We start from the raw sequence: 26,264 nt of genomic DNA, 5'->3' as shown, positions 1-26,264 counted from the left end.
CCAGGCAGGCAGTTGGCTGGCAAACCGAAGGGGCGTCTGGAGCCGGCCAACCCGTCGGAAATCCCCGCAGCACCCCTTGGATCCAGGCCTTGATCCGCGCACTATGGGGAGATGAACGCTGGCCGGCACCCGTGGAGCCGTTATGTGGCGTTGGGTGACTCCTTCACCGAAGGCTTGGGCGATCCCGAGCCTCGGAGCCCCGGCGGCCTTCGCGGCTGGGCGGACCGGGTTGCCGAGGAACTAAGCGTCGGCCATCAGGACTTCGCGTACGCCAACCTGGCCATCAGCGGGAAGTTGCTCCACCAGATCCTCGAGGAGCAGGTTGGACCGGCACTGGCCTTGAAACCGGACCTCATCACCCTCAACGCCGGCGGCAATGACCTGCTTTTCCATAGGAGCGATCCCGACAAATTGGCCCTGGAACTGGATGCCGGCGTGGAAACGCTCGCCTCCACCGGCGCCACGATTGTCCTGTTCACCGGGCCGGACTGGGGCGCCACCCCGGTGTTGGGGCTGGCCCGTGGCAAGGTGGCCATCTACAACGAGAACATCCGTGTTGTGGCTGCCCGCCATGATGCCGTGGTGGCCGATCTGTGGGCGTTGCGGCAACTCACCGACCCGCAGATGTGGGACCCGGACCGGCTCCACTTCTCCCCGCTGGGGCAGCACACCATCGCCATCATGGTGCTCGACACCCTCAACGTCCACCATTCCCTGGAGCCCTTGATTCCCAAGCAGTTGCCCGAGCGCAGTTGGCGCCAGGCAAGGGCGGGCGACATCGTTTGGGCCCGCGAACACCTCGTCCCCTGGGTGGTGCGCCGCCTGAGGCACCACAACGACGACGACGGCAGGCACCCCAAGCGGCCTGAACCGGGGCCGGTCTTCGGCGCCGGGATGCTTCCCGGAACTTTCTTGGGCAGCGATTCCCACAACATGCCAGGGGGCGCCCTGAAGTAAGCCCCCGGCTTCACGTCAGCTGGCCGGTTGGGCTTCTGTCTGTGCCCGGATGCTCCACGCCGACCAGTCCAGCGGGTGAACCGAAGGCCGTCCAAGGAGGTATCCCTGTGCGGCCGTGATCTTGAGCGCCGTGACTTCCTCAAGTTCTTCAGCCGTCTCAACGCCGACGGCAATGACTTCGGCCCCGATCTCCCGTGCAAGCTCAACAATCGCCCTGGCCCGGACCCTTTGGCCTTGGCTGCTTTCGATGCCTTCAATCAGGTGGCGGTCCAGTTTGATGATGTCCGGGCGCAACTGTTCCACCCTTTCCAGGGAGACCAATGCCGCTCCTGAAGCGCTGATGGCCAGGCGCAGGCCCAAGGCGCGCAGCGGGCCAAGTCCCTCGCGGCCGGTTTGGCCTCCGACGTCGGCGAGGCTGCCTGTGAGTTCAACGATGATCCGGTCCGGGGCCAGTGCCGCGGCGGCCAGCAGGTTCCGGACCCGGGGATCACTTGATGTTGCCGGGGTGAGGTTGAGGGCCACGGACATGGTGTGGGGAACGTCGTGCGCCGCGGTAAGGGCACAGTGGAGGGCTGCGATCTCCAGCTCGGTGCCCAGACCCGCAGCAGCAGCCTCACTGAACCAGACATCGGCTCCGGCGCCGTCTTCACCGACAAACCGGGTGAGCGCCTCCACGCCCACTACCTCGCCGTTGGGCAGGGCATGGACGGGCTGGAATGCTGTCAGGAGGAGTTTGTCCGCAAGGACCGATTGGATTCCTTCGCGGACCTCATGGCTGACAGGGACCGATACCGTACGAGCCGCGTCTGCGGATTCCAGATGCACGCTGGCGGACTCGAGGTGAACCGGCACGGTGGACGCAAGTGAGGTCTCTTTGCGCGTTTCCAGCAAGTGCTCCAACAGTGCCCGCCGGGGGTCCTCGGGATACGCCTCAGTCAAGGCGCGGAGCCTGGTTCTGGCGGCTTCGCTGCGGGGCTCGGTGTCGGCAAGGATGGAGTCGATAATCTCCTCCACCTGCTCCTGCATGGTGGCATCAGCAGGTGGTGCCTCAGGCGTTTCAGCGTGTGGTGACGCTGCAGCAGGTGGTGACGCGCCGGCGTCGTCAGGGAGTGCGGAGTCCGCACCGCCATCCGGTGAAAGAGAGCCCTCTTCTTGAGCCATCAGCTATTCCTTTATGTGTATCCCCCGCTGGCAGAGCCAGACAACTACAAGACCGGCCCATGTGTGGGCCCTGTCACGAATAATACAGAAGAACACTTCGCCGTTGTGTCGCCGCCCCTCCGGAAGCGCAAAACCGGTGCGCGCAAAACCGGTGCCGTCCAACCACCGGCCCTGAGATGCTTAGGGGGTGACGTCCCTTTCAACGGAAGCACCCCGGACCGCGCTCAGCTGGAAGCTGCTGCCGGCGGCGCTGCTTTCCCTGTCCGGCATCCCCCTCTTTGCGTTGGAAAATGACCTGCCGGGCTACGGTTTGCTGCTGGCAAGTGTTGCCACCGCCGCGGTTATTGACCGCGAATTGATGCAGCATCTCGCCTTGATCGCGGCAGGGATGACCATTTTCAGCCTGGTCCCGCTCAATGCGGACCTCAGTACGCAGCACATGGCCCTGATGGGTGGCGCGTTGGCGTTGGCAGTCCTGGTGCCGTGGCTGGTGTCCCGCTTCGTTTACCGGGAAGACATCATCAAGTTCCCCGTTAACACGGGACGGAAATGGCCCCTCGCAGCGAGGCTGTACCTGGTGGGCGTGGTGGCGTTGGGCTACTTCATCCTGCCCGTGTACCTGATCAGCACCGGCGTCTACCAAAACTGGCCGGACGCCTCGGATCCTGACATCTTCTGGCGGCTCTTCCTGGGCGTAAATGCCGTGGGAATCTGGGATGAGCTGTTCTTCATCTGCACCACGTTCACGCTGCTGCGCCGGCATTTTCCCGACTGGCTCGCCAACCTGCTGCAAGCCGTGGTCTTCTCCTCATTCCTGTGGGAGATCGGCTACCAGTCCTGGGGTCCTTTGCTGACGTTCCCGTTCGCGCTTCTCCAGGGCTACACGTTCAAGCTGACCAAGTCATTCACGTACGTCGTGTCCGTGCACCTGCTGTTCGACTTCGTGTTGTTCCTGGCGTTGGTGCACGCCCACAACAGGGACTGGCTGCCGATTTTCCTGTACTAGCCTCTTGCCGGTACCAGGACTACTGGATCCCTGACCATGCCTCTTCGGAGACTTCGATCTCCTGTGCCATGTCATCGAGGAAGCGCATCACGGTCCTGCGTTCATCGGGAGTGAGCCTGGCTGCAGCGAGGAACCGCTTTGCCTGCTGCCGCCCGACTGTCCGCATTGCTGCCTCGTGTGTTTCGGGAGTGATGGCGATCGCGAGCGCCCTGCGGTCCGAGGGGTGGGCGCGTCGGGTGACGTGACCCGCGCGTTCCAGCCGGTCGAGCAGCTTGGTGGTTGACGCCGTCGATATGTTCAGTCGTGAGGCGATTGCGCCAGGGGTGGCGATCACGCCGTGGTTGGCGCAGACAATCAGGTAGTGCAGCGCGCGCATGTCTGATTGATTGAGCTTCATGTACCGGAGGGAGGCATCGGTGAGGCGCTGCTCGGCATCGCGGAGCCGCCCGAGCGCCGCCATGAGGTCGCTGATTTGCTGGACGTCCTGGTCCGAAAGTCCGGAGCGGTCCACAAGTTCCCCATGGGGATCGTTGGCGTCCAGGTGATAGATGCCGGAGGAAACCGGGGTACCGGCTTCTTCAGGAATCTCTTCAGGACTGGACATGTTGAGTATGTTACACCTAACTTCCTACATGGTAGCCTTTCTTCTAGCTTGTCTAGCAATATTCAAGTTTCTCTAAGGCACCGGGTGTAGGAGGTAGGCGCAGGATGAACGCGACAGAGATGGTGGTCCTCCTGGACGACGCCGGAACACCCATCGGGGAGGCAGCAAAAGCGGGGGTGCACACAACGGACACCCCTCTGCACCTGGCCTTCTCCTGCTACCTGATCAACGACGCCGGCGAGGTCCTCCTGACCCGCCGCTCACCGGAAAAGAAGACCTGGCCCGGAGTATGGACCAACAGTTTCTGCGGCCACCCGGCACCCGGCGAGGAGTTCGAGGACGCCGTAATCCGGCGGGCACAGTTCGAACTCGGGGTGGATGCCAACAGGATCGAACTGGTCCTCCCGGACTTCCGCTACAGGGCGGTGGACCCCACCGGCATCGTCGAGAACGAGGTCTGCCCGGTATTCGTCGCCCGGATCAGCGGGCCGCTGAAACCGAATCCGGCCGAGGTTGCGGACTGGGCCTGGATCTCCCCGGCGCTGCTCGAAGATGCCCTGGCCCACACCCCGTCCGCTTTCAGCCCCTGGCTCGGGCTGCAGTTCCCCCAGCTGCTTGATGTGCAGGCCCTGCCGGTCCACGACGCAGCCCACCTCCACGAGGCAGCCCACCTCCACGACGGAGCCCACCTCCACCACGGGGCCCAGGCATGACCGTCACCTCCGGAGCCGTCCGCAGCCGCACAGACCTTTGCGGCGCCATCGAGGACGAGCTGACCGGATTGATCGGGAAGCGGACCAGCGCCGCCACCGCATACGGACCCAGTTTCGCCAGGCTGTGGGGACTGGCCGGCCAGAACGTGCTCGGCGGCAAATTCGTCCGGCCCCTGCTGCTCATGGAAACCTACGACGCCCTCCAGCATGGCAGCTCCACCAGGAACCAGGAATCCGGCCAACGCGAAACCGCCATCAGCATCGCAGCCGCCATCGAGCTCCTTCACTACGCCTTCCTCCTGCACGATGACGTGATCGACGGCGACCTCGTCCGCCGCGGGCATCCCAACCTGATCGGCTCACTCCTTGCAGAAGCCGGGGAACTCCCCCGCCCGGACGGCGGCCTCCATTGGGCCCAGACCGGTGGAATCCTGATGGGAGACATGCTGCTCGCCGCCACCCACCAGGCGTTCGCCCGCGCGGACCTCCCGCACGAATTACGTCTCCGCCTCCTGGATCTCCTGGAACACACCATCAACGAGACCGTGGCCGGCGAACAATTGGACGTTGGGCTCGGGGACGGTGTCATCGCCCCTGACCTCGAAACGATCCTGGTGATGTGCGGGTACAAAACCGCCACCTATACATTCGAGCTCCCGTTGCGTGCCGCCGCAGCGCTCGCCGGTGCGGACTTCGCCGTCGAAACTGCGCTCGCAACTGCCGGCAGGCACCTTGGCCTGGCATTCCAGTTGCAGGATGACCTCTTGTCCACTTTCGGGGATCCCCGCCGCCACGGCAAGGATCCCTTTTCCGACCTGCGCGAAGGCAAGGAAACGGCCATCATCGCCCATGCACGGACCACCAGCACCTGGCCGCACATCGCTCCCCTCTTCGGCAGGCCCGGGCTCAACGGCGAGGAAGGCGAGCACGTCCGCCGCCACCTCACCGACTGCGGAGCGGAGGCGTTTGTCCAGGGCCTCATCGAGGAACAGATGGAGGCCTTCACCCATCAGCTCACCAGCACCATCCCGCAGGGTGCACGCAACGTACTGCTTGATCTCGCCGGGCAGCTGGAAGGACGGCAATCATGAGCGTCGCCACCGATACCTCGTTCACCCATTTCACCCGGACAGCCGAGCGCGCAGCCAACCAGGTGATCGCCGCCTATTCAACGTCCTTCGGCCTTGCCTGCAGGCTGCTGGGCAGCCGGCACCGCCAGCACGTCCGCAACATCTACGCCCTGGTGCGCGTGGCGGATGAACTGGTGGACGGCGTCACTGCCGAAGCCGGCCTCAGTTACCAGGAACAGTGCGATGCCCTGGCGCACTTCATCGATGAGACGCACCGCGCGGTCAAGCTCGGCTACAGCAGCGACCTCATCATCCATGCTTTTGCCCAGACCGCCAGGACCGCGGGGATCGACGAGTCACTCATCGATCCCTTCTTCGCTTCAATGCGGATGGACCTCGGCGAGCGCACCTCAGCCACCACTTCCGTTCAGGAGCAAGCGCAGCCGCTCCGTTTCGACGCGGACGCCCACGACGGCTACGTGCACGGTTCCGCCGAGGTGGTGGGGTTGATGTGCCTGCGCGTTTTCATGCGGGATGAAAACATCGACGACGGCGACGCCGCCGCGTTGCGCTACGGTGCCAGCAGGTTGGGCGCTGCTTTCCAAAACATCAACTTCCTCCGTGACCTGGCGGACGACACCTCCCGGCTGGGCCGCAACTACCTTGGTACTTCGGACTTCCTTGAGGAGCACGACAGGGTGGAGTGGGTCAGGACTGTACGGGCGCAGCTGGCTGATGCCAACGCTGTTATTCCGATGCTTCCCCGGGACGCCAGGGCCGCCGTCCGGAGCGCGTTGGCATTGTTCCAGGCCCTCACGGACAGGATTGACCAGACCACGGTGGACGAGCTGTACCGTTCCCGGGTCCGCGTGCCGGACGCCGTGAAGGCCGGGCTCGCCGCCCGCGCCGTAGCCTCGACATGGATGGAGCTGCACCGATGACCCGGACCGTAGTGATCGGCGGCGGCATTGCCGGCCTTGCCACCGCCGCCCTGCTTGCCCACGAAGGCCACGAAGTCCAGCTCCTGGAGCAGCGCGACACCGTGGGCGGCCGCGCTGGAAGCCTCGAACGGGACGGCTTCCGCTTCGATACCGGCCCCTCCTGGTACTTAATGCCGGGAGTCTTCGACCATTTCTTCAAGCTGCTCGGTACCAGCGCAGCCGAACAACTGGACCTGCAGACCCTTAGTCCCGCGTACCGCGTCTTCAGCGAGCCAAACCACGACGGCATCCGGCCGGATCCGCTGACAGTCCCCCTGACAATCCCGTTGGGTAGCGAACAGGTTCTGAAAACCTTCGAGCAGGTGGAGCCGGGCAGCGCCAAAGAGCTCAGCTCCTACCTCGCTTCTGCGCGGCGCACCACGGAAATGGCTGAACGGTTTTTCCTGTACAACCCGTTCACCAGGCCGCAGGGACTGCTGCATCCGGAAGTGCTGCGCAGCCTGCCCAAGCTGGCGCAACTGCTCCTCACACCGCTGGATAAGTTCGTGTCCCAGCGGTTCCAGCACCCCGTGCTCCGCCAGGTGCTGGGCTACCCGGCCGTCTTCCTTGGCACCAATCCGGCTGCTGCTCCCGCCATGTACCACCTGATGAGCGCCCTGGACCTGGGCGACGGCGTGCAGTATCCGATGGGTGGCTTTTGGGAGCTCGTGAACAGGCTTGAAGCCTTGGCCGTGGACGCAGGCGTCAGGATCCACACCAGCTCAGAAGCCTTGAAGATCACCACACGGGAAGCTCCGCTGACAAGGAAGGTGGGCCGCTTTGACGGCGTGAAGCTCCCGCCTGCGCTTTCAGGCAAGGACCGCCGCGAAGTCACGGGGGTCAAGTGGCGGGATGGTTCCGGCGCCGAGCACTACAGCGTTGCGGACCTGGTGGTTTCCGGTGCGGACCTGCACTACACCGAAACCCAGCTGCTGGGCGTCCGGGACCGGAGCTACAACAACAAGTACTGGTCCAGCCGCACCAGCGGCCCCGGCGCCGTCCTGGTGATGCTGGGCGTGAAGGGCGCAGTGCCGGAACTTCCCCACCATTCCCTGTTCTTCACCAAAGACTGGGAAGCCAACTTCGAGGCCATCTTTGGTGCGGAAACAAGCATCCCGGACCCCGCATCCATTTATGTCTGCAAACCCAGCGAGACCGACCCAGGCGTAGCGCCGCAGGGCCACGAGAACCTCTTTGTCCTGGTTCCTGTCCCCGCAGATCCCCAGCTGGGAGCAGGTGGTCCCGACGGCAACGGAGACGCCCTCATAGAACGGACAGCGGACACAGCGATCGATCAAATCGCCCAATGGGCCAACATCCCGGACCTCCGCAGCAGGATCGTGGTCCGGCACACCATTGGCCCGGCCGATTTCGCCCGGCAATACAACTCGTGGCGCGGCGGCATGCTGGGCCCGGCGCATACCCTGCGCCAAAGCGCCATGTTCAGGGCCCAGAACGCCTCCACGCGTGTGCAAGGCCTGTACTACGCCGGCGCCACCACCGCGCCGGGCGTGGGAGTGCCCATGTGCCTGATCAGCGCAGAACTGGTCCTCAAGCGAATCCGCGGCGACCACAGTGCCGGACCTACCACTGTGAAGCCTGTAGCCAGCAGGATTGGCTGATGGGTGTTCTTTATCTTCTCTCGCTGCTGGCAGGCATCACCTGCATGCTCCTGCTCGACCACCGCTTCCGCCTGTTCTTCTGGCGCGATGCCACAGCGGCGGCGATCGTCACCGCCGTCGGCGTCTTGTTCCTGCTGGCTTGGGACCTGGCCGGAATCGGCCTGGGAATCTTCCTGCGAGGCCAAGGCACCATCGCCACGGGCTTGTTGATCGCACCGGAACTTCCCATTGAAGAACCGGTGTTCCTGCTGTTCCTGGTGCTGTGCACTATGGTCCTCTACACGGGAGCCCGGCGGTTGATTGACAGGCGGGTTGCGCGGCATGGCGGGCATGGGGGGACGACGGGCGGGATCGACACCAACCCCGCTGCCCCCGCAGGCACGACAGGCACCCCCGTCACGAAAGCGCGGGAGAACGTATGACGTACCTGTGGCTTGCGCTCGCCTTCATCGCCGCAGCAGCCGTTGCCGGCCTGGTCTTCGCCCGCCGTGGCGCCCGCCCCGGGGAAACGGGCAAACACTGGAAAGCCGTAGGACTCGCGTTCGCGGCGTTGGCCGTCCTGACCGCCGTGTTCGACTCGGTCATGATCGGCATGGAACTCTTCCACTACGACCCATCCCACATTCTCGGCATCAAAGCAGGGCTCGCTCCGATCGAGGACTTTGCTTACCCCCTGGCCGGCGTCGTGGCGCTTCCAGGGTTGTGGATGTGGCTGACACGCAAGCGGGAGCAAACCAGCGAAGGCCGTGCCGAATCGAGGCTCAAAGGCCTCGTCCCCCAGGCGCTCCTCGCGTCCCGGCCCGTCAGCTGGATCAACACCGCCTACCCGTTCGCGGCGGCGATGCTGCTCACTACCCGCGAGATCGACTGGGTACTGATCGTGGGCACCTTCTACTTCCTCATTCCGTACAACCTGGCCATGTATGGGATCAACGACGTTTTCGACTACGAGTCGGACCTGAAAAACCCGCGCAAGGGCGGCATGGAAGGCGCCCTCCTCCAGCCCCGCCTGCACCGGCCCATGCTGTGGCTCGCGGCGATCACCAACCTGCCGTTCCTGCTGGTATTGGCGTTCGCGGGGGGACCTGCCGCGTGGATCAGCCTGGCAGTAAGCGCATTCGCCGTCGTGGCATACTCGGTGGCCGGGCTCCGCTTCAAGGAACGCCCGGTCTTGGACTCGCTGACGTCCAGCACCCACTTTGTGAGTCCCGCCGTCGTCGGTTTGGCCATAGCGGGAGCCGACGTAACGCCGGGCCTGGTCATCCTGCTCGCGGCCTTCTTCCTGTGGGGCATGGCCGCGCATGCTTTCGGCGCCGTCCAAGACATCGAACCCGACCGTCAGGCCGGCATCGGCTCCATAGCAACAGTCTTCGGCGCCCGGCGGACGGTGAGGGTCGCCGTCGGACTGTGGCTTGTTGCGGGACTGGCCATGCTGGCCACGCCCTGGCCCGGGCCGCTCGCGGCGATTATTGCCATACCGTACATCGTCAATTGCGCGCCCTATTGGAACGTCACGGATACGACGGCGGCACGCACCAATGTGGCGTGGCGGCGGTTCATCTGGCTCAACTACGGGTCAGGGTTCCTGGTGACGCTCGTCTTCATCCTGCAGTGGAGCCTCACCTCATGATTCGGCGGGTTCTGCGGCGGTTCCGGTCTTCACGGGGTGTCCGGTCTGGATGGGGTCGCCGGTCTTCACAGGGTGTCCGGTCTGTACGGGGTCGCCGGTCTGTGCAGTGTCTCCAGGCTCTTCATCGATGGTGTCCAAGGCCTCACGCATGTGCTGCAGGAAGTTCACCACGATCCTCGACTCGTCCGGGCTCAAGGCGGACGCCGCATCCAGCATCCGGCGGTGCATTCCGCCCAGGGTGTGCCGTACTTCCTGGTCCGAACCGGGCGTCGCCTTCAGCACCAAGGCACGACGGTCAGTGGGGTGGGGTTCGCGCCGGATATGGCCCGACTCCACCAAACGGTCGATCAGGGTGGTCATGGACGCCGACGTTATACCAAGCTTGTCGCCCAAATCCTTCGGCTTCATCACCGCCCCCGAGGCCTCGGCTTCGAACAGGTAACGCAAGGCCAGCAGGTCCTTCTCACCCATCCCCATGGACGAGCGGGTCCTGCGGCGCATCGCCTGTTCGGAGGCCCGGTAATCACGCAAGGCATTCAGCACGTCGATGGCTATGGCCTTCTGACCTGGGTCTTTGCCGTACCAGTAGCCCTTTGCGTGGCCTTCCGAGTCCATCCGATGTTCCTTTGGTAAGCGTAAAGCTTGTTTCACTAGCAATTTGATAGTAAGTCACGCGGGACGTGAATGCATGACAGTGCTCAGCGGCCCACGTGAACAGCGCGTCCTAGGCACGACCCCACGCACGACCCACAAGGAAAGAGGCACTGCACATGGCAACAGAACGTTCGGACCTCGCCCGGCAGATCACTGTCACCGCCAGCTTGGTGGTCTGCATCGTTGGCTCGATGATCGGCGTCGGAGTTTTCGGCGGAACCCCCATCGCCCAGGCAGCAGGCGGCGCGCTGGCCGCCGATTCCACCCTCCTGGCGCCCGCGACTCCTGCCTTCTCCATCTGGTCGGTGGTGTACACCGGGTTGCTGGCCTATACGGTGTGGCAGTGGTTGCCGTCGCAGCGGACCAATCCCCGGCAACGGTCCCTGGGTTGGATCGTGGCCGTGTCCATGATCCTGAATGCTGCCTGGATCCTGTCGGTTCAAGCCGGTTGGCTCCTGGTCAGCGTCGTCGTCATTCTGGCGTTGCTTGTGACGCTGGTTCTGTCATTCCTCCGCTACAGCCAGAGCCGTGCCGCCTCGTGGATTGAGGCAGTGGTGGTCGATGGAACGTTGGGCTTGTACCTCGGGTGGACCAGCGCGGCCGTATGCGCCAACATCGCAGCTGCGTTGAAGGCCTCCGGATTCGCAGGGTTCGGTTTGCGGCCCGAGTTCTGGTCAGTAGCGGTGTTGGTTGTAGTGGCCGCCGTGGGAGTCGCTTTGGCCATCAAAGGCCACGGGCGCCTGGCCTTGGCCGCCGCCATTGCCTGGGGCCTTGCCTGGATCACCGTCGGCCGCAGCGCTGACGCACCCGAGTCGTTCCCCACCGCGATTGCTGCGGCCGTCGCTGCTGCACTGGTCCTCGGGGCCGCGATCACCGTGCGTACCCGGGTGGTTCTGGCGGGGGCTGGGGCGCGGGCTAGGGCCGGGGCTCCGACGTCCGGCCTTAGGTAGCCCAGCTGTCGGAAGCAGAGCCCACGGAAGCTGAGTCCGGGGGCTTGGCCCTGCTGTCGGTAGCAACGACCAGCGGGCTTGGCCCTGCCGTCGGTAGCAACGACCAGCGGGCTTGGCCCTGCCGTCGGTAGCAACGACCGGCGGGCTTGGCCCTGCCGTCGGTAGCAACGAACGGCGGGCTTTGCCCTGCTGATCCGGGCCCGTCAGCCCAGCGTCGCTATCCTGGCCCTGCTTATCCTGCGCTGCTGACCCGCCCGGGTCCCACCACTTGATGGCTCGGTCATGTTTGGGTCACCGCGGGCCCGATGGGGGTCTGGACGGTGGTCATCCAGCCTTCCGACGCAAAGACCGGCGGGCTTGGCCCCTGCTGACCCGGGCCCGGCGGGGGTCTGGACGGTGGTCATCCAGCCTTCCGACGCAAAGACCGGCGGGCTTGGCCCTGCTGACCCGGGCCCGGCGGGGCCTGGACGGTGGTCATCCAGCCTTCCGACGCAGAGAGCGCCGGGCTTGGCCCTGCGGTTCTGTTTGTGGGCCCGTGCAACCGGACAAGCACACAGCGGCTGCTGAAGCACGGCCTGTGTCGCTTCAACACCCGATGTTTTCCACATAGATGAATTCACACCTGATGGGCGCTTCCCGTGGCTGGAAGAGTTGGCACATGGAGCGGATTCGGCACGGGCAAGCGGGCGGCAACGAGCTGCCCCTGCCTGTCGAAGCCTCGACGCTTTATGAGCCGGCTCAGCCCGGTGTTGCGTTGAGTGCCCTGGCCGCCGCACTTGCTTCGGTGCCCGCGAGTTCCAACAGCCAAGAGCTCGTCAACGAGATTCGCGTCCTCGAAGACCTGAAATCCGCCATTACCGCCCGGCAGGCCAGGGCAGCTGTCGCGTTGGATCTTGCTCAGCGCAGGGAACAGGCCGAAGCCGGCGTCCCCACAGCGGAGCAGGGCCGGGGAGTCGCTGCGCAGGTAGCCCTGGCCCGGCGTGAATCGCCCAACCGTGGGTCCCGCCTGCTCGGACTTGCCAAGGCTCTTGTCACTGAAATGCCACGAACCATGGCAGCGCTTGAAACGGGTCAGCTCAATGAATGGCGTGCCACCCTATTGGTCAAGGAGACCGCCTGCCTCAGCGTTGAAGACCGTTTCGCCGTGGATGAAGAACTTGCACCAGACGCGGGGACATTCAACGGATCCGGTGACCGGAACATCGTCGCTGCGGCGAAAGCTGCCGCTTACAGGCGTGATCCGCGCTCGGTCACCCAGAGGGCCAGCCACGCCGCTGCAGAACGGAGGGTCAGTCTCCGCCCGGCTCCGGACACCATGACCATCCTGACCGCCTTGCTGCCGGTGGCTCAAGGGGTCGCGGCCTATGCTGCCCTTACCCGGCAGGCAGATTCGGCCCGTTCGACAGGCGACGGCCGAAACCGTGGACAGATTATGGCCGATACCCTCGTCGAGCGCGTCACCGGAACGCCAGGCGGGATCTCAGGGATCGACCTCCAGCTCGTCATGACAGACCGCACCCTCTTCCAAGGTGACAGCGAACCGGCCCGCATCCAAGGGTACGGAATCGTCCCCGCTGAATGGGCAAGAGTCCTGCTGACCGACGGCTCCGGCGGGCATGGAGCACCACCCGCGTCAAAGAGGCAGGACACATCCGAAAAGCTGGTCTGGTCGGGCGCAGACTCCGCACGCACGCCGCTCACCACACCCCACGAACAGCCCGAACCCACGCGGCTATCCACATCCCGCGACCAACCCACCCCGCACACCACACCCCACGAACAACCCCAACCCACGTCCCGCAAGAGGGCTGGGTCCACGTCACTGGCCGGGACCCCACCCGCGCCCTCGAATGCGGCGTTTGCCGGGTCCTCCAGCCAAAGCCACCTGGATACGGATGCGCTGGAGCAAGAAGAGTTCCGGGTCTTGATCCGTCGCCTTTACACCGCACCGGGGAGTGGCGAACTCCTGACCATGGATTCCAAAGCGAGGATCTTCCCACATCGGTTACGTCGCTTCATCGAGACCCGCGACCACACCTGCCGGACCCCTTATTGCGATGCCCCCATCAGGCATCTGGATCACGTGGTTCCCTGGCACGACGGCGGGACCACCACCATGAACAACGGTGCAGGGCTGTGCGAGGCGTGCAATCACAACAAGGAAAACCCCGGATGGAGTTCGAGTACTTCCGACGGCCAAACGCACACCTTGGAGGTCCGAACTCCTACCGGACACGTCTATCAGTCAAAAGCGCCACCGTTGCCGGGGCACGAACACACCCTGCCACCTGCAGGGCACGGCAGCCTCCCATCGGCAGGGCACGAACACACCCTGCTACCTGCTGGGCGCGGCAGCCTCCCATCGGCAGGGCACGAACACACCCTGCTACCTGCTGGGCGCGAGGAGCCTTGACACCTGCGGGGCGCGGCAGCCTATGTCCGGTCGAACATCCCCAGCCAGCACGCGTGCGCCATGCCTGGGAGAACTGCCCAACTGACTCCGCAGGATCTTGAACAGCTTTAAGCCGGGCAAGCACTCTTCAGTGCCTGGACGGACTCGGCCGGAACCTGGTCTCCGGCGTCGGCGATCTGGCGAAGGGGCGTGGTGATGTCCGACGGCACGCCTGCGGCATCGGCAGCTGTTACCAGGCCCGCCAGCACCTGCTTATCCTCGACACCCACCAATCCGTCCTGGACCACGGCGCAGATCTGCTTGGTTACTTCATCGGCAGCTGCGGTAGCGACCTTGGATGCGGCGTCACTGGCCGCGCTGGTGGCTGCTTCCTCCACGGCTCCGCAGCCCGCGAGCAGCAACACGACGGGGACGGCGGACAGGGCTGCAAGGCGACGGGTCATGACTTCAGACTAGCAATCCCACACGCAGTGCCTTTTCGCCAGCGTTGGCTCATCTATGGTCAGCTGTGCCGGCAGCCAAAGCGGACCACCGGCACAGCGCAGCAAACCTCGCCTGTCACGCGGCTTGTCTGGCCTGCAGCACAATCCTCCTGCCCGGCAGCCCAGCCCTATCGGCCCGAAATGAGTTCCTTGACGGGGCCTTCGTGCAGGGCCAGGTAGACATCGTCCCGGACCCGATTCGCTTCTGGATCGGTCATTGTCCTGGCAAGGGGACGCATCACCATCCGAATCAGGGCGTTGGACTGCCCGTCGCGGATACGGAGCCGATTCCTCGCGGCCTCGGGAAGCTCCTGGCTTGGCGTGAGTGCCATAAGCTCCACGCTTTCCAGGTCCTCAGCCCTCTCCCCCAGAGCCGAACGAACCCGGTCTCCGAGCACTTCATCGTCCATACCGCTGTCAACAACAATGGAAAGGTCTCTTCGGATCGAAGGCATCCTGGAGGACGGTTTCCACGGTGACAAGTCCAGCATTTGCTGTTGGATCCCCGGGGCCGATGACCTGAGCAGCCTGATATCGGGAATGCCTTTGCGGAGCATGAGGGCACGGTCCAATCCCATCCCCAAGGCCAGGCCCGACCACTTTCCCGGATCCAGACCCGCATCCAGGAAGAGCTTCGGGGCCATGAGCCCGCACTCCGCCAGTTCCAGCCACTCGCCGTCGCAGCGGACGTCAATCTGCAAGCCCCCGTACGTGTAGGGGTGCGGAGACGGGACTGCCCTCCATTGAGCGTCCGGGAGTACCGCTGTCACCAAGGTTTCGATCATCTCCTGGAGATGCTTGGAGCCCAGGGCACTGGTGGAACCAACGCGCCACAAGTCCACCTGATGGGGCGTGCTGACGTGGGTGCGGTCTATGGAGTCACGCCGATAGACAAGGCCGGGGATCACCCAGAGCTCGTCCAGGGGCTGGGACGGATCAAGCCCCCGCAGGAGCGCAGGAATGGAAGCCGATGTGTGACTCCGCAACATGACCGTAGGGCTGACGTAGCGGGAATACCGTTGGTCGCGAGTGACGTCGGCCGGGCTGAAACCCAGTCGATCGTAGTTGTCGGCAACGCTGACCAATGGACTGTGTCGAACTGTTTGCTGAGGCACGTTCCACTGCTCGCGTAGACCGTGCACCACGTCGCTGAGGAGCGATTGCATTGCATGGTGGCCCTGATCGGGATTCGAAAGGTCCCGGACGTTCAAGGCTGCGTGAAGCTGTGCAGGGGTGAGATAGGTAGGCATTGCTGGTCCTTGGGTTGAGATGGTTGAGGGGCTTCCTCCCCCGACCCGCTCCGCCGCCAGGACCTAGGCGCGCGCCATCCAGCCCTCGCGACCGGAGACCGGTCGGGGGCAAGTAAATCGGCGCGTTGAAGGCATGCGCCGACTCTACCCCTGTCAGGGGAACTGGCACAGCCCCGGAGCGTTTCCTTAACCCGCGGCCTACCCACCCGCGGCCTACCCACCCGCAGGCTACCGACCCGCGGCCTACCCACCCACGGGCTACCTGTTGATGGGTTTGTTGAGAGCCAGGCTGACGGTTTGTCCGGGCGCGAGCACCCCGTTCGGCCGGTCGACAACCTCGTACCAGGAGCCAGCGGTGCCCGACAGGGGCCTGTTCGCTGAACTGAGGTCAACTACGCTGAACCGGAAGGCGACTTGCCGCTCCGTGTCTCCAACCGCCGTCGTGTACGTCAAAGGGATTCCATCAGCGTCTGCGGTGAAGGTGCCCCGGGCGCCCTCGATGGCAAGATCTCCGGGAATCAACCTCATTTTCGTGCCGGCAGGGATGGGCATGCCGGCTGAGAGGGAAGGGTTGTACATCAGCAATTGTTCGGTGGTGGACCTGAACTGGTAGCCGAGGCTGTCAAAGGAATCGCCGTCCACTGTGGTGTAGAAAATGGGCTGACCGAAGGAATTGTGGATGGTGTCGCCGGCACCTGAACGGCTGTCCACAGGCTTCTTTTGCAGCTGGATGGTGTGTCCTGAACGGATGAAGTACGTGTTGCCTTGCTCGTACACGTAAGGGACCTTGTTGGCTTCGGCCAACTGCTTGCCGCTGATTCCGAAACGGTAGGAGATCCCGTCCAGGGTGTCGCCCGCCGCGATGACGTAGCTCGTAGGGATGCCGGATGCATCCTCGGTGGCTTCTCCCGTGGCACCAGTGATTGGCCCGGGTCCCGGGATGAGGCGGAGCTTGGTTCCGGATCCGAGTGGCGTGTCAGCTACGACTCCGTTGAAGCCGGCAAGCTTCGCGGAGGAGAGCCCAAAGGAGGCCGCGACGTTGGTGAGGGTGTCGCCGTCGACCGTCGTGTAAAAGAGCGCGTTGCCGAAGGAATCGGCAACGGTGTCGCCCAGCGCAGGTGGGGCGTCGTCGGCAGCGGACGCTGTGGGGGCGTGCGCCGCGGCAGTGGGTGCGTCGGCGGCGGAGTCTGTGGGGGAAGCCTCCGTGGGCATCGGCGGATTCAGGTCAGTGGGTGCATCCTGCGAGGTGCACGCAACCAACCCGGTGGAAAGAACCACCGCGACCAAGGCAGCCTTGAATCTGAATTTCACTATTCCCCCAATACGGCGTGCCGCGGCGTCATGCCCGGCAACCATTCGAGCATAATGCCGCGCTGGTCATCCGCCGCCCTGGTCATCCGCCGCTCAGGTCATCCGCTGGTCAGGCAGCCGGTACACGGACACGTGGCTGCGGGACTCTGCAGTGAACTCGCTGCGATCCCAATCGGCCCAACGGGATTCGAGCTCAAATCCGGCTATCCGTGCCATGAGGTCGAGTTCGGCCGGCCAGATGTAACGGTGTGGAGTCCGCCCGATCTGTGCTTCGCGCCCGTCCGAAAGTTCGGGGCCGAACTGCACGTGGTGTGAGATGACGTGCTGCCGAAGAACGTCGTAGGTGTCCACCAGGAGGTACCCGGGCCGGCTCACTTCCACTGTCCCGCCGTGCCCGGGCGGCAGTGAACGCAGCTGCGGTACCCAGAGCTCGACGACGAACCGGCCGCCGGGTGCCAAGTGGCGGGCAGCGTTGTGGAAACCCCGGACTTGTTCCTCCTGTGTCAGGAGATTGGCGATGGTGTTGAAAACCAGGAATGCCAACGTGTAATCGGCGCCTATCGAAGCCTCGGCCATATCGCCCTGGACCACCGGGATGCGCTCCTCCCCCACTTTCTCGCGCAGGCGCGCGATCATCGCGTGGGATAACTCAATACCGCTGACCGGCACCCCCGCTTCCTGCAGCGGTATGGCAACCCGTCCGGTACCAATGGCAAATTCGACGGCGGGACCGCCCGCCGCAAGTTCCGACAAGACCTCAACAGTGGGACCAAGCACCCCAGGGGAGAACATTCCCTCGCCGGGAGTGTCGTACTGCTTTGCGGCATGGTGGTCCCAGAGTTGTTGCTGGTTGATCATGCTGCGAGTATCGCAGGCGACGGCGGGCAGATTGAAGGGGTCCACCCCCACCTATGCTTGTGGAATGGGAAAAGAGACCGTGGACCATAAGGCCTTGGCCGCCTGCATGATCGACATCTCGTCCGACATCCGGCGCAAGTCGCTCAACGAGACCGGCCTGCCTCCCATTTCGAACGGCATGCTCGAGATACTGCGGGTTGTTGAATCGCATCCGGGCATCACCGTTGCCGAGGTAGCGGCCCGGCTCGGCCGGCAGTTGAGCAACGTGAGCTCGCAACTGCGCGAACTCGTGGCGGTCGGGATGGTCACCCGCGTCAAGGATGCCTCGGACAAGCGTTACGTGTCCCTCCACCCAACAGACGAGTCCCGGCGGATCAAAACGCTCCTGGAGGGTTCTTGGGCGGACGCCCTCATCGCCGCGAGCGCCCGCCTGCTTCCGGAAGAACGGGAGCAGATCGCGGCGAGCCTCCCGGCGTTGGAGCGGCTGGCGTCGTTCCTGGCCGAGCCTGAACAGACGCCTGCACCAGTTGTCACTGCCGGGGTTGGCAGGCCTCCCCGGGACCGAAGCGGAACCAGCCCGGGAGCGCTGCGGTAAAGGAATCACGAATCCCGGGCGCGTTGGTTACGGTCCAATCCACCCGGCCCTTTACTTCCACTTCATCCTTGTCCCACTCGAACCAGTTGATCATCTTGAGTTGCGGGAATTGCTGATGCGTCCCGGGGCTGAAGAGCTGGCCCCACCACGCTTCCTTGATGGCGGCTTCGGACTCGCCACCGGCTGATGGTGCGAAGAGGGCGGCCGTCTCAGGGATGGCCACCGGTTTGCCATGCTGGGTGCCGTATACGCCGTAGAAATCCGGGAGCAGGCTGTCATCACCATTGGCACCGCGGTAGTTTCCGGTGAGTTGATCGGCAAACTTGTGGGGTTCGGGGAGTTCGTTCTCACCCCACGGATATGTGTTGCCCCAGTGGTACAGCGACATGCCGACCCAGTCCACAGCGTCATCGCCCGGGTAGTAGGGCGCGTAGGAGTCATCCTCCATGGTCAGTGCGGAGTCGCCGTTGGTGTCCAGGGCGGCAAATTCCGGCGTGCCTGGTTTGGCTTCGAACTGCCCTCCGGCGAAGGGGTAGCCGCCGCCGTAGTTGGGCGCCCACATCATTGCCGACCCCGGCGCGGTGGAGTGCACGGCGTTGGCAAGCGTCTGGAAAGCTTCCTTATACGCTTGGGGCTGCTGGGACCAGGCGTACCAGGAACCGTTCATCTCGTGGGCGAACCGCACGATGACGGGGACACCGTCGTCGTTGAATTCGGCGAGGTCCTTCGCCAAGGCTGCGGCGGTTTCCTCAGTGATGGTGGCAAGTCCATTGTGCGGTTCCAGCGTCAAAAGCATCATCTGGCCGTCGGCCCGAATCTGTTCTACTGCCCGCCGGAGATCATCCTCGTCCTTGGTAGTCAGCGGAAAGCCGGTGAACGAGACGCTGACTGCCGGTTTTTGGCCCAGGTCCTTGGCGAAATCGGCCAGCGATTTGTTATGCCAGTCCAGGTTTACGCCGAACAGTGCGCCGGACTCCGGAGCGAGGGCAGCACGGGGAAGGACTTCGCAGGCTTTCAACCCGGATGCGGTTTGGGCTTGCTTTTCCGTCAGGCCATTTGCGAAGTTCACTGCCGCAATTCCAAGGACTGCCAGACCAATCACAGCAGGCAAGGCAAAGGCCCGCCACAGTTCGGCGCGGTTAGCCTTCCGGGCATCCCGACCCGCTTCCGGTTGTTCCCCCACGATAAATCCCAACCCTTTCCCGCCTGCGTTTTCCCCATCCTAGTAAGGTGCCTGCCTTTGATGGAACTGGGACGCATCTCACTGTCTGATCGCTTACGCCCGCACCCCGGAGTACTTATACTTTTATAAGTATTACTACTTTCAAGAATGGGTGACGCGTGGCATCACAAGTACTGGGGACATCGGGCACTCAAGCCCCAACAAGCAACGGGACCCCGCCGGGCGGAAAAAACAGCAAAAGCATCGGCTGGCGGGCCCTCCCCTTCCTGGCCCTCGCCCAGTTCATGGTGGTCCTGGACGGCACCATCGTGAACCTGGCACTCCCCCGGCTCCAGCTGGAAATGGGCATCAGCGACTCCACCCGCTCATGGGTGGTCACGGCCTACGCCCTGGTTTTCGGCGCCTTCCTGCTGCTGGGCGGGCGGATCTCCGACTTCTGGGGACGGAAGCGGACCTTCCTCACCGCCTCAGCAGGCTTCGCAGTGGCATCGCTCATCGGAGGCCTGGCCCAGCAGCCCTGGGAACTGATCGGCGCCCGCGCCCTGCAAGGCATCTTTGCAGCGCTCCTCGCCCCGGCCGCCCTGGCGCTCCTGACGGTGGCCTTTCCCGGCGGCAAGGACCGCGGTACCGCCTTCGCCATCTTTGGATCAATCAGTGGCGTCGGCGCAGCGGTGGGTGTTCTGCTGGGCGGCTTCCTTACCGAATTCGTCTCATGGCGGTGGTGCTTCTTCGTCAACGTCCCCATCGCGATCATCGCGCTGATCGGCGTGTGGACTTTGGTGGGTGAAAGCAAAGCCGGAGGTTCCACCAAATACGACTGGCCCGGCGTCGTTCTTGCCGCTCTGGGCCTGGGCTCCCTGGTCTACGGCTTCGCCAACGCCGAGCACGGTTGGGGTGCAGTGGAATCCTGGGGCTTCATCGCGGCAGGTGTGCTGTTGCTGGTCCTGTTCGTTGCCGTCGAGCGCAAGGTCAAGAACCCCCTGCTGCCGCTGCACGTGGCCACCGAACGCAACCGCGCCGCTGCCTTTCTGGCCTCTTTCCTCGCCGGTGCAGTGCTGATCGGCGGCATCCTCTTTATCAACTTCTATCTCCAAATTGTCCTGGGGTTCGCGCCGTTCGCGGCCGGAATCGCGTCGTTGCCCATGACAGTGGTGCTGATCATCACGGCGGGCATCGTTGCGAAAAACCTGCCAAAACTGGGCGCCAAAATCCCGAGTGCACTTGGTCCGGTCTTCATGGCCGCAGCCATGCTGTGGCTCACCCAGGTCACGCCGGATGGGACGTATGCGGTAAACATGCTGCCTGCGTTGATCCTGATGGGCATCGGGCTGGGCCTGGTTTTTGTCCCCATGCAGAACCTCGCCCTCTTCGGCGTCGATAAGGACGACGCCGGAGTGGCCAGCGCCCTGGTCAACGCGTCACAGCAGATTGGCGGCTCGCTGGGCATCGCACTCTTCAGCGCCATCGCAGCCGCAGCCACCATGTCCGCCGGCGGTGAGCCCCTGGCAGCGCTGACCGCGGGCTACTCGATGGTGTTCCTTTGGGCGGCAGGGGTAGCGGTTTTGATCGTACCGATCGCATTCCTCCTGATCAGGATCGATCGCAAAACCTTCAGCGGAACAGGCGATACGCCGCACGTCCACTTGGGCTAGCTGCACGGCGCCGGCGCCGCATCGCGGGCGCCGGCGCCGATTTCTGCCGGCTGGGCCACACCAGGAATGGTTATTCATCCCGCCGGCGCGGGGGCGGTTTCCAAACGGGTGATGCGGTCCGGGAGGGGCTTCGGGATGACGCCCGGCCAGGAACCGTCACGCTTGAAGTTCATGAGGTTCCGGGCCCCTTCGGGGTCGTCAGCGCTGAGTGGGATGATGACGGTGCTGTGTTGCGACGGAGTGGCCGAGGTCTTCGGACTGACCCAGGCCGAGCCAACAGCTGCGGCTGCAAGGTCGAAAAACGGCTCCCCGTCAGCGGTACTCGCGCTGATCTGGATCTGGGTGTTCGGCATGTAGCCTTCCCCCACAGCCCAAACGTTGCGGATGATGTAGTCGATGAGCAAGTCGCCGTAGACGAGGGTGTATCCGGGTTCAATGGCGAACGCCACGGCGTACCCGGTGTTTCCCTTCACGTTCGGCGGCCCTCCGCCGGTAAAGCTGGTGACCGAAATTCCGGGGATGGCATCTATGGCCCCGCGGGCTTCGGCGATGGTCTGTCCACTGTCCGCGTCGTGTGGGATGGACTGTGAGGACGCCTCGGGCAATGGCACCGGAGCGGCACACGAGACGAGCGACAGAAGGATAACGGCAATCAGGGCAGCCTGGGTAGCGGTTCGGTTGGCGCGGCTCATTGCTCCACTATGTATTCATTGATTTTGAATCCGAGGCCGACCCGCCGACGCGCTCCGGCACGTTGGTTGGCAGCAGGCAATGACCGGATCCCACCGCAAACCGAACGATACTGGGATCATGCACAATCAAGAGCTGCACTACCTGCACGGCTTGGACGAGTTGCTGGCGGACCCCGAATCCCTGACCATGGCGAGGGTAGCGGAATATCTGGCCACAGTTCGCGTGGCAACTGCGAACTGGTTCGGTCGGACCGGCCGCGCCGAACGTTCGGCCTGGATCGATCGTGACGGCACGGGCTGGCGCGTGTGGGACACTGACGAGCGCGCTGGGATCATGGACTTCTCAATACTTCGTACCGAGTCGGAAACAGAGGCGCTCGTCAGCTTTCTCCGCCGGGCCCGGTATCACTTCGATCAAGACAAAACGGCGGTCCGGCGCGGCTTTTGACGCAGGCCGGGTCGCTTCACTGGTCGCCAACGTGGGATTCGGGCCGTAGGAACGGTGCCGCGTCTGGAGCTCACCACAAGCCCGCCGCCACAGCCCGCGGAACGGAATTTTAGATCACGACGGCGGCAGCCTTACGTAATGATTGACATGACATAACTCACATTCTGTAAGCTGATTTCGTAGTCAGGCAACGGCTTCCTTCGCTCTACCCCGGGGAGGTCCCCCATGGCCCCGAATTCACTCAAGGCCGAGAATCTCATGGCCCACGGCGTTGCGCTCTCGGCAGCCAGTATCGCCAGACGACGAGCCGCTGGACAGCACGGAAACCACAACGCGGCAAACAAGCCCGATGCCCTCCTTGGAGCGATAGCAGTCCGGCAGCTGTTCCACCGCTGGCCGTTGGTGCCGTCCCGTGAACTGGAACGCATCCGCCACGTCCTCATTCACTGCGACCAGCTCGGCTCACCTGACACACATCACTTGTCCGAACCGGCACAGGCGCTGCTGGACCTGATCAACTGCGAACTGGAGCGCCGGCGTTTAGTGGGGACCCAGGGCGCCGACGGGAGCCGGCCGGCTGATTTGGAGCAGCCTGCCGGAGGGGATCAGCCTGCCAGTGGGGACCAGCCTGCCAGTGGGGATCCGTCTGCCGGCGGGGATCACATCAGCTCCGACGTCGCCTAGTACGGGCATTGGTACCTGCCGGAATGGACTGCTTCACTTCAGGCATGTGCTGCCGCAGTTCCAGCACAAGGTGCTCCACTTCCCGACACGCGCTGCCGCAGTTCCAGCACAAGGTGCTTCACTTCAGGCATGTGCTGCCGCAGTTCCAGCACAAGGTGCTTCACTTCCCGGCACGCGCTGCTCCGCCTACTTGTTTGTGGTGGTCCGCATGGACGCCTGAAGCTCGCGGAGTTCCGCGAGGACGGCTGAACAGTGCGCGCAGCGTTCAGTGTGCTCCCGCACCCTGGCTTGGGCGTTTCCGCGCAGTCCGTTTCTGACATACCTGCCCAGGTATCGCAGGTATTCGGTGCAGGACTGGACAGTGGCCTGGCCGACGTGCTTCTGCAGGTACATCTGGCGGAGGCCCTCGCGCGCCCGTATGGCCAAGGCGGAGAGCGCATTCGGGGTCAGGCCAAGAAGCGGACCAGCCTGCGCGGGTTTCAGTCCTTCGACGTCGACGTACCAGAGCACGTCCTGCCAGCGCCTGGGCAGCTCGCGGAAAGCTCGCACCAAAATGATGGACTCGTGGGTCCCAAGGACGTGGTCGTCGCCGGAAAAAGCAAAGGCATCCACGGTACCCGAGTCGATCAGGACCAGCCTTGTTGCCTTCTGGTTCTTCCGGTGGGCCATCCGCCGGATTGTGGTCAACAGGTAGGACCGGAACGACTCCACCGGACCGCGGCCCTCAACGATCGCTTGGAAGACGGCGGCGAACGCTTCACCCACAATGTCTGCGGCATCGCTGGGGTTGTCTGATTCCGCGCGGGCCACGAAACCTCCCACCCGCCGGTAACGGATGAACAGTTCGCCGAAGGCGGCAACGTCACCGCCACGAACCAATGCCAGCAACTGTTGGTCGTTCAATGGTTGGGCGGAAGCAGGGTCACCGCGGTTTGGGCAGGGCAGGGCTTGGGCGGACATGACGGCCTTTCAGGGTAGGGAGGGCATGGATCAGGGTTGGAGGGAACTGCTGTTCTGCAGCCCTGATGAGGGCGCAGTCAAGGAAGGCCCCGCCCAATGCGCAATGTCCGGCATCGGACGGGGCCGCGTGAAAGGTGCTGAAATACCCCCGCAAGTACCCCCGGCTGGTACCTCCGCCTAGTACCTCCGCCCGGTACCTCCGGCGGGGGTGGTCGGTTACGGGAGGGCCGCTACGACGTCGATCTCCACCAGGAAGTCTCCCAGGAACGAACCCACGGTGGTCCGCGCCGGGTAAGGGGCAACGACGTACTTTTCGTAGACGGCGTTGAAGCCGTCGATGTCACGGCGTGGGTGATGCAGGTGCACGGTGGCTTTGACCACGTGGGAGAAGTCCAGGCCGTGCGCGCCAAGCACCTTGGCCAGGTTCTCCATGGCCCGGATCGTCTGTTCCTCGATGGTGATTCCTACGCGCTCGTCCGTGGTGGGATCGTGGGGCGTCTGGCCGGCGGTGTACAGGAATCCGTTGGCCACGATGGCCTGGGAGTAAGGGCCGGCCGGGCTGGGTGCGAGGTCGGTGACCACCTGTTGACGCGTCATGTTGGTGATGCCTTTCGTTAAGCGGAGGGGACGTGTGCTGCCGAACGCACACTGGACAAATGTTTGGGGGTTACAGAACTTTTGAGAGGAATGCCTTGGTGCGGTCGTGTTGGGGGCTGCCCAGGACTTGCTCGGGTGGACCGCTTTCCACCACTACGCCGCCGTCCATGAACACCACTTGATCGGCAACCTGGCGGGCGAAACCGAGTTCGTGCGTGACCACCACCATGGTCATTCCGGCCTCCGCCAGGGACTTCATCACGTCCAGGACTTCGCCTACCAACTCCGGGTCAAGGGCCGAGGTGGGCTCGTCGAAGAGCATCAGCTTGGGCTTCATGGCCAGTGCCCTGGCGATCGCGATGCGCTGCTGCTGACCGCCGGAAAGCTCCTGCGGGTAGGAGTGGCCGCGGTTGCCCAGGCCCACCCGGTCCAGCAGCACCTGCGCCTCCACCACCACTTCACGGCGGGGCCGGCCCAGAACATGCACCGGTGCCTCGATGATGTTCTCCAGCACGGTCATGTGCGGGAAGAGGTTGAAGCGCTGGAACACCATGCCGGCATTGAGCCTCGAGCGGGCTGTCTGGCGTTCCTTCATTTCGTAAAGCTTCCCGTTGCGCTCGGTGTAGCCCACCAAGTGCTCGTCGACGTAAAGCCGTCCGGCGTCAACTTTTTCAAGGTGGTTGATGCACCGCAGGAACGTGGTCTTGCCGGAACCGGACGGGCCGATCAGGCAGGTCACCGATCCCTTTTCAACCCTGAGGTCAATGCCTTTCAGGATTTCGATAACACCAAAGTTCTTCCGGACGCCCCGGGCTTCCACCATGGCCGTTGTCATCATGCTGTCCTTGTCCTGGGCTTGCGGATCCGTCGCGGTGCTGCATCAAAGCCGCGCCCGTACCTGCGTTCGAGTTTGTTTTGGAAGAAGCTCAGGACGGTGGTCATGAGCAGGTACCAGAGGCTGGCAACAATGAGCAGCGGGATGGTTTGGTAGTTGTTCGCGTAGATGATCTGGGCTGAGTAGAGAAGGTCGGAGATCGCAAGGACGCTCACCAGGGACGTGCCCTTCAGCATGGAAATGACCTGGTTGCCGGTGGGTGGCAGCACCACGCGCATGGCTTGCGGCAGGATCACCCGGCTCATGAGCTTCCCGCCGCTCATGCCCAGTGCACGGGCGGCGTCGTACTGTCCCTTGTCCACGGAACCGATGCCGCCACGGATGATTTCTGCCATGTAGGCTGCCTCGTTCAAGGACAACCCCAGGAGCGCGGCCCCCAACGGGGAGATCAGGACGTTCGCTGAACCGAGGACCACTGACGGTCCGCCGAACGGAAGCCCGAAGGCAATCACCGGGTAGAGCGCTGCAATGTTGTACCAGAAGATCAACTGGACCAGCAGGGGCGTACCCCGGAAAAACCAGATGTAGCCGCGGCTGATGGTGCTCAGGATGGGGTTGTCGGAGAGCCTCATGATCGCGAGCAGCGTGCCAAGGGCGATACCCACCGTCATGGACACCACAGTGAGCACGATGGTCAGCCCGGCGCCGGCCAGGATCTGCGGGGCGAACAGGTAGGAGGCCACCACGTCCCACCTGTAGCGCTGGTTGACTGCGACGTCCCACGCGGCCCCCAAGGCCAGCAGGACGAGGACCACAGCCAGGACCAAACGCACCGGATGTTTCAAGGGCACCACGGGAATCGCATCACCGGAAACCACTGCTGCGGAATCCTTGGTATCTGGAGTTGAGGGTTGCTGCTGCATAGCCACTGCCTCTTGTTTGGGAGTTTTCACTACT

26 protein-coding genes and 1 pseudogene are annotated in these 26,264 nt (G+C 63.9%); 14 read left to right on the top strand and 13 right to left on the bottom strand.

The features are described 5' to 3' along the window. Window positions 1-111: 111 nt before the first annotated feature. Window positions 112-957 carry an SGNH/GDSL hydrolase family protein gene (locus LDN85_RS02015; RefSeq protein ID WP_223944447.1) on the top strand — a complete coding sequence of 282 codons (846 nt, stop codon included), beginning with the start codon at window positions 112-114 and terminating at the stop codon, window positions 955-957. Window positions 958-972: 15 nt separating this feature from the next. Here LDN85_RS02015 and LDN85_RS02010 read toward each other — a convergent pair whose 3' ends face one another. Then, a complete protein-coding gene (locus LDN85_RS02010; protein ID WP_223944446.1) occupies window positions 973-2,118 on the bottom strand; it encodes an EAL domain-containing protein in 1,146 nt (381 codons plus the stop codon). 187 nt (window positions 2,119-2,305) lie between these two features. On the opposite strand from LDN85_RS02010, the gene LDN85_RS02005 reads away from it, so the two are divergent. Next, window positions 2,306-3,124, top strand: coding sequence for a CPBP family intramembrane glutamic endopeptidase (locus LDN85_RS02005; RefSeq protein WP_223944445.1), 819 nt, complete (start codon window positions 2,306-2,308; stop codon window positions 3,122-3,124). A gap of 19 nt (window positions 3,125-3,143) precedes the next feature. On the opposite strand, the gene LDN85_RS02000 is transcribed toward LDN85_RS02005, so the two are convergent. Continuing rightward, on the bottom strand, window positions 3,144-3,728 hold the full coding sequence (locus tag LDN85_RS02000) for a MarR family transcriptional regulator (protein ID WP_026542133.1): 585 nt from the start codon (window positions 3,726-3,728) through the stop codon (window positions 3,144-3,146). A 104-nt stretch (window positions 3,729-3,832) separates the two neighbouring features. Here LDN85_RS02000 and idi point away from each other — a divergent pair, with 104 nt between their 5' ends. The 6 genes from idi to LDN85_RS01970 are packed head-to-tail and all read left to right on the top strand — an operon-like array spanning window position 3,833 to window position 9,743. Further along, window positions 3,833-4,441 (top strand): isopentenyl-diphosphate Delta-isomerase, encoded by a 609-nt coding sequence (gene idi / locus LDN85_RS01995; protein ID WP_223944444.1) that lies wholly within the window; start codon window positions 3,833-3,835, stop codon window positions 4,439-4,441. Beyond that, window positions 4,438-5,532: a polyprenyl synthetase family protein gene (locus LDN85_RS01990; RefSeq protein WP_223944443.1), complete on the top strand. Its 1,095-nt coding sequence runs from the start codon at window positions 4,438-4,440 to the stop codon at window positions 5,530-5,532. Before idi ends, LDN85_RS01990 begins: the two co-directional genes overlap by 4 nt. Then, entirely contained in the window at window positions 5,529-6,452 is a 924-nt protein-coding gene (locus LDN85_RS01985) for a squalene/phytoene synthase family protein (protein ID WP_223944442.1), read from the top strand. Before LDN85_RS01990 ends, LDN85_RS01985 begins: the two co-directional genes overlap by 4 nt. Further along, on the top strand, window positions 6,449-8,113 hold the full coding sequence (crtI, locus tag LDN85_RS01980) for a phytoene desaturase family protein (protein ID WP_223944441.1): 1,665 nt from the start codon (window positions 6,449-6,451) through the stop codon (window positions 8,111-8,113). The genes LDN85_RS01985 and crtI overlap by 4 nt, the downstream gene beginning before the upstream one ends. Beyond that, window positions 8,113-8,535, top strand: coding sequence for a lycopene cyclase domain-containing protein (locus tag LDN85_RS01975; protein ID WP_223944440.1), 423 nt, complete (start codon window positions 8,113-8,115; stop codon window positions 8,533-8,535). The genes crtI and LDN85_RS01975 overlap by 1 nt, the downstream gene beginning before the upstream one ends. After that, a complete protein-coding gene (locus LDN85_RS01970; protein WP_223944439.1) occupies window positions 8,532-9,743 on the top strand; it encodes a prenyltransferase in 1,212 nt (403 codons plus the stop codon). The genes LDN85_RS01975 and LDN85_RS01970 overlap by 4 nt, the downstream gene beginning before the upstream one ends. Window positions 9,744-9,857: 114 nt before the next feature. Here LDN85_RS01970 and LDN85_RS01965 read toward each other — a convergent pair. Next, a pseudogene (locus tag LDN85_RS01965) lies at window positions 9,858-10,358 on the bottom strand (MarR family transcriptional regulator); the annotation flags it as partial. A 155-nt stretch (window positions 10,359-10,513) separates the two neighbouring features. Between LDN85_RS01965 and LDN85_RS01960 the strand changes: the two are divergent. Continuing rightward, window positions 10,514-11,347 carry a TspO/MBR family protein gene (locus tag LDN85_RS01960; protein ID WP_223944438.1) on the top strand — a complete coding sequence of 278 codons (834 nt, stop codon included), beginning with the start codon at window positions 10,514-10,516 and terminating at the stop codon, window positions 11,345-11,347. Window positions 11,348-12,005: 658 nt separating this feature from the next. After that, entirely contained in the window at window positions 12,006-13,760 is a 1,755-nt protein-coding gene (locus LDN85_RS01955; RefSeq protein WP_223944437.1) for an HNH endonuclease signature motif containing protein, read from the top strand. A 107-nt stretch (window positions 13,761-13,867) separates the two neighbouring features. Here LDN85_RS01955 and LDN85_RS01950 read toward each other — a convergent pair whose 3' ends face one another. The 4 genes from LDN85_RS01950 to LDN85_RS01935 form a co-directional block, all read right to left on the bottom strand. After that, the gene (locus LDN85_RS01950) at window positions 13,868-14,203 is read right to left on the bottom strand and encodes a hypothetical protein (RefSeq protein ID WP_026547411.1); all 336 of its coding nucleotides are present in this window, start codon (window positions 14,201-14,203) and stop codon (window positions 13,868-13,870) included. Between the two features lie 167 nt (window positions 14,204-14,370). After that, the gene (locus LDN85_RS01945) at window positions 14,371-15,492 is read right to left on the bottom strand and encodes a hypothetical protein (protein ID WP_223944436.1); all 1,122 of its coding nucleotides are present in this window, start codon (window positions 15,490-15,492) and stop codon (window positions 14,371-14,373) included. Between the two features lie 258 nt (window positions 15,493-15,750). After that, entirely contained in the window at window positions 15,751-16,848 is a 1,098-nt protein-coding gene (locus tag LDN85_RS01940) for a LysM peptidoglycan-binding domain-containing protein (RefSeq protein WP_223944435.1), read from the bottom strand. A 48-nt stretch (window positions 16,849-16,896) separates the two neighbouring features. After that, window positions 16,897-17,661, bottom strand: coding sequence for a class I SAM-dependent methyltransferase (locus LDN85_RS01935; RefSeq protein ID WP_223944434.1), 765 nt, complete (start codon window positions 17,659-17,661; stop codon window positions 16,897-16,899). A gap of 64 nt (window positions 17,662-17,725) precedes the next feature. Between LDN85_RS01935 and LDN85_RS01930 the strand changes: the two genes are divergently transcribed. Continuing rightward, window positions 17,726-18,256 carry a MarR family winged helix-turn-helix transcriptional regulator gene (locus tag LDN85_RS01930; RefSeq protein WP_223944433.1) on the top strand — a complete coding sequence of 177 codons (531 nt, stop codon included), beginning with the start codon at window positions 17,726-17,728 and terminating at the stop codon, window positions 18,254-18,256. Here the strand turns inward: LDN85_RS01930 and LDN85_RS01925 are convergent. Continuing rightward, entirely contained in the window at window positions 18,192-19,439 is a 1,248-nt protein-coding gene (locus tag LDN85_RS01925) for a glycosyl hydrolase (protein ID WP_223944432.1), read from the bottom strand. The genes LDN85_RS01930 and LDN85_RS01925 overlap by 65 nt on opposite strands. A 158-nt stretch (window positions 19,440-19,597) precedes the next feature. On the opposite strand from LDN85_RS01925, the gene LDN85_RS01920 reads away from it, so the two are divergent. Beyond that, the gene (locus tag LDN85_RS01920) at window positions 19,598-21,091 is read left to right on the top strand and encodes an MFS transporter (RefSeq protein WP_026542143.1); all 1,494 of its coding nucleotides are present in this window, start codon (window positions 19,598-19,600) and stop codon (window positions 21,089-21,091) included. Between the two features lie 74 nt (window positions 21,092-21,165). Here the strand turns inward: LDN85_RS01920 and LDN85_RS01915 are convergent, their stop codons facing one another. After that, window positions 21,166-21,783, bottom strand: coding sequence for a hypothetical protein (locus LDN85_RS01915; RefSeq protein WP_223944431.1), 618 nt, complete (start codon window positions 21,781-21,783; stop codon window positions 21,166-21,168). 118 nt (window positions 21,784-21,901) lie between these two features. Between LDN85_RS01915 and LDN85_RS01910 the strand changes: the two genes are divergently transcribed. Together LDN85_RS01910 and LDN85_RS01905 are read left to right on the top strand one after the other, a co-directional pair. Beyond that, window positions 21,902-22,231, top strand: a complete 330-nt coding sequence (locus tag LDN85_RS01910) for a hypothetical protein (protein WP_223944430.1) — start codon at window positions 21,902-21,904, stop codon at window positions 22,229-22,231. A gap of 225 nt (window positions 22,232-22,456) precedes the next feature. Beyond that, window positions 22,457-22,915 (top strand): hypothetical protein, encoded by a 459-nt coding sequence (locus tag LDN85_RS01905; RefSeq protein WP_223944429.1) that lies wholly within the window; start codon window positions 22,457-22,459, stop codon window positions 22,913-22,915. Between the two features lie 186 nt (window positions 22,916-23,101). Here LDN85_RS01905 and LDN85_RS01900 read toward each other — a convergent pair whose 3' ends face one another. The 4 genes from LDN85_RS01900 to LDN85_RS01885 all read right to left on the bottom strand — a co-directional run bounded on the left by LDN85_RS01900 (window position 23,102) and on the right by LDN85_RS01885 (window position 26,230). After that, window positions 23,102-23,875: a sigma-70 family RNA polymerase sigma factor gene (locus tag LDN85_RS01900; protein ID WP_091552614.1), complete on the bottom strand. Its 774-nt coding sequence runs from the start codon at window positions 23,873-23,875 to the stop codon at window positions 23,102-23,104. A 216-nt stretch (window positions 23,876-24,091) separates the two neighbouring features. After that, complete coding sequence (locus LDN85_RS01895) at window positions 24,092-24,472, bottom strand: Rid family hydrolase (protein WP_223944428.1); 381 nt, start codon at window positions 24,470-24,472, stop codon at window positions 24,092-24,094. A 70-nt stretch (window positions 24,473-24,542) separates the two neighbouring features. Beyond that, entirely contained in the window at window positions 24,543-25,307 is a 765-nt protein-coding gene (locus LDN85_RS01890; RefSeq protein ID WP_026542147.1) for an amino acid ABC transporter ATP-binding protein, read from the bottom strand. After that, complete coding sequence (locus LDN85_RS01885; RefSeq protein ID WP_035761107.1) at window positions 25,307-26,230, bottom strand: amino acid ABC transporter permease; 924 nt, start codon at window positions 26,228-26,230, stop codon at window positions 25,307-25,309. The genes LDN85_RS01890 and LDN85_RS01885 overlap by 1 nt, the downstream gene beginning before the upstream one ends. Between the last annotated feature and the right edge of the window lie 34 nt (window positions 26,231-26,264).

The organism is Arthrobacter sp. StoSoilB20 (assembly GCF_019977295.1).
Taxonomy (GTDB): Bacteria; Actinomycetota; Actinomycetes; order Actinomycetales; family Micrococcaceae; genus Arthrobacter; species Arthrobacter nicotinovorans_A.
This window is presented reverse-complemented; position numbering and strand designations above follow the sequence as displayed.

What these genes read in the sequence shown, in the direction of transcription:
- LDN85_RS01885 (WP_035761107.1), bottom strand. Translation starts at nt 26,230, where the DNA reads ATGCAGCAGCAACCCTCAACTCCAGATACCAAGGATTCCGCAGCAGTG.
- LDN85_RS02000 (WP_026542133.1), bottom strand. Translation starts at nt 3,728, where the DNA reads ATGTCCAGTCCTGAAGAGATTCCTGAAGAAGCCGGTACCCCGGTTTCC.
- LDN85_RS01895 (WP_223944428.1), bottom strand. Translation starts at nt 24,472, where the DNA reads ATGACGCGTCAACAGGTGGTCACCGACCTCGCACCCAGCCCGGCCGGC.
- LDN85_RS01915 (WP_223944431.1), bottom strand. Translation starts at nt 21,783, where the DNA reads ATGAGCCGCGCCAACCGAACCGCTACCCAGGCTGCCCTGATTGCCGTT.
- LDN85_RS01945 (WP_223944436.1), bottom strand. Translation starts at nt 15,492, where the DNA reads ATGCCTACCTATCTCACCCCTGCACAGCTTCACGCAGCCTTGAACGTC.
- LDN85_RS01990 (WP_223944443.1), top strand. Translation starts at nt 4,438, where the DNA reads ATGACCGTCACCTCCGGAGCCGTCCGCAGCCGCACAGACCTTTGCGGC.
- LDN85_RS01975 (WP_223944440.1), top strand. Translation starts at nt 8,113, where the DNA reads ATGGGTGTTCTTTATCTTCTCTCGCTGCTGGCAGGCATCACCTGCATG.
- LDN85_RS01970 (WP_223944439.1), top strand. Translation starts at nt 8,532, where the DNA reads ATGACGTACCTGTGGCTTGCGCTCGCCTTCATCGCCGCAGCAGCCGTT.
- LDN85_RS01960 (WP_223944438.1), top strand. Translation starts at nt 10,514, where the DNA reads ATGGCAACAGAACGTTCGGACCTCGCCCGGCAGATCACTGTCACCGCC.
- LDN85_RS02010 (WP_223944446.1), bottom strand. Translation starts at nt 2,118, where the DNA reads ATGGCTCAAGAAGAGGGCTCTCTTTCACCGGATGGCGGTGCGGACTCC.
- LDN85_RS01910 (WP_223944430.1), top strand. Translation starts at nt 21,902, where the DNA reads ATGCACAATCAAGAGCTGCACTACCTGCACGGCTTGGACGAGTTGCTG.
- LDN85_RS01950 (WP_026547411.1), bottom strand. Translation starts at nt 14,203, where the DNA reads ATGACCCGTCGCCTTGCAGCCCTGTCCGCCGTCCCCGTCGTGTTGCTG.
- LDN85_RS01955 (WP_223944437.1), top strand. Translation starts at nt 12,006, where the DNA reads ATGGAGCGGATTCGGCACGGGCAAGCGGGCGGCAACGAGCTGCCCCTG.
- LDN85_RS01900 (WP_091552614.1), bottom strand. Translation starts at nt 23,875, where the DNA reads ATGTCCGCCCAAGCCCTGCCCTGCCCAAACCGCGGTGACCCTGCTTCC.
- LDN85_RS01930 (WP_223944433.1), top strand. Translation starts at nt 17,726, where the DNA reads ATGGGAAAAGAGACCGTGGACCATAAGGCCTTGGCCGCCTGCATGATC.
- LDN85_RS01985 (WP_223944442.1), top strand. Translation starts at nt 5,529, where the DNA reads ATGAGCGTCGCCACCGATACCTCGTTCACCCATTTCACCCGGACAGCC.
- LDN85_RS01890 (WP_026542147.1), bottom strand. Translation starts at nt 25,307, where the DNA reads ATGACAACGGCCATGGTGGAAGCCCGGGGCGTCCGGAAGAACTTTGGT.
- LDN85_RS01935 (WP_223944434.1), bottom strand. Translation starts at nt 17,661, where the DNA reads ATGATCAACCAGCAACAACTCTGGGACCACCATGCCGCAAAGCAGTAC.
- LDN85_RS01940 (WP_223944435.1), bottom strand. Translation starts at nt 16,848, where the DNA reads ATGGTTGCCGGGCATGACGCCGCGGCACGCCGTATTGGGGGAATAGTG.
- LDN85_RS02015 (WP_223944447.1), top strand. Translation starts at nt 112, where the DNA reads ATGAACGCTGGCCGGCACCCGTGGAGCCGTTATGTGGCGTTGGGTGAC.
- LDN85_RS01905 (WP_223944429.1), top strand. Translation starts at nt 22,457, where the DNA reads ATGGCCCCGAATTCACTCAAGGCCGAGAATCTCATGGCCCACGGCGTT.
- idi (WP_223944444.1), top strand. Translation starts at nt 3,833, where the DNA reads ATGAACGCGACAGAGATGGTGGTCCTCCTGGACGACGCCGGAACACCC.
- crtI (WP_223944441.1), top strand. Translation starts at nt 6,449, where the DNA reads ATGACCCGGACCGTAGTGATCGGCGGCGGCATTGCCGGCCTTGCCACC.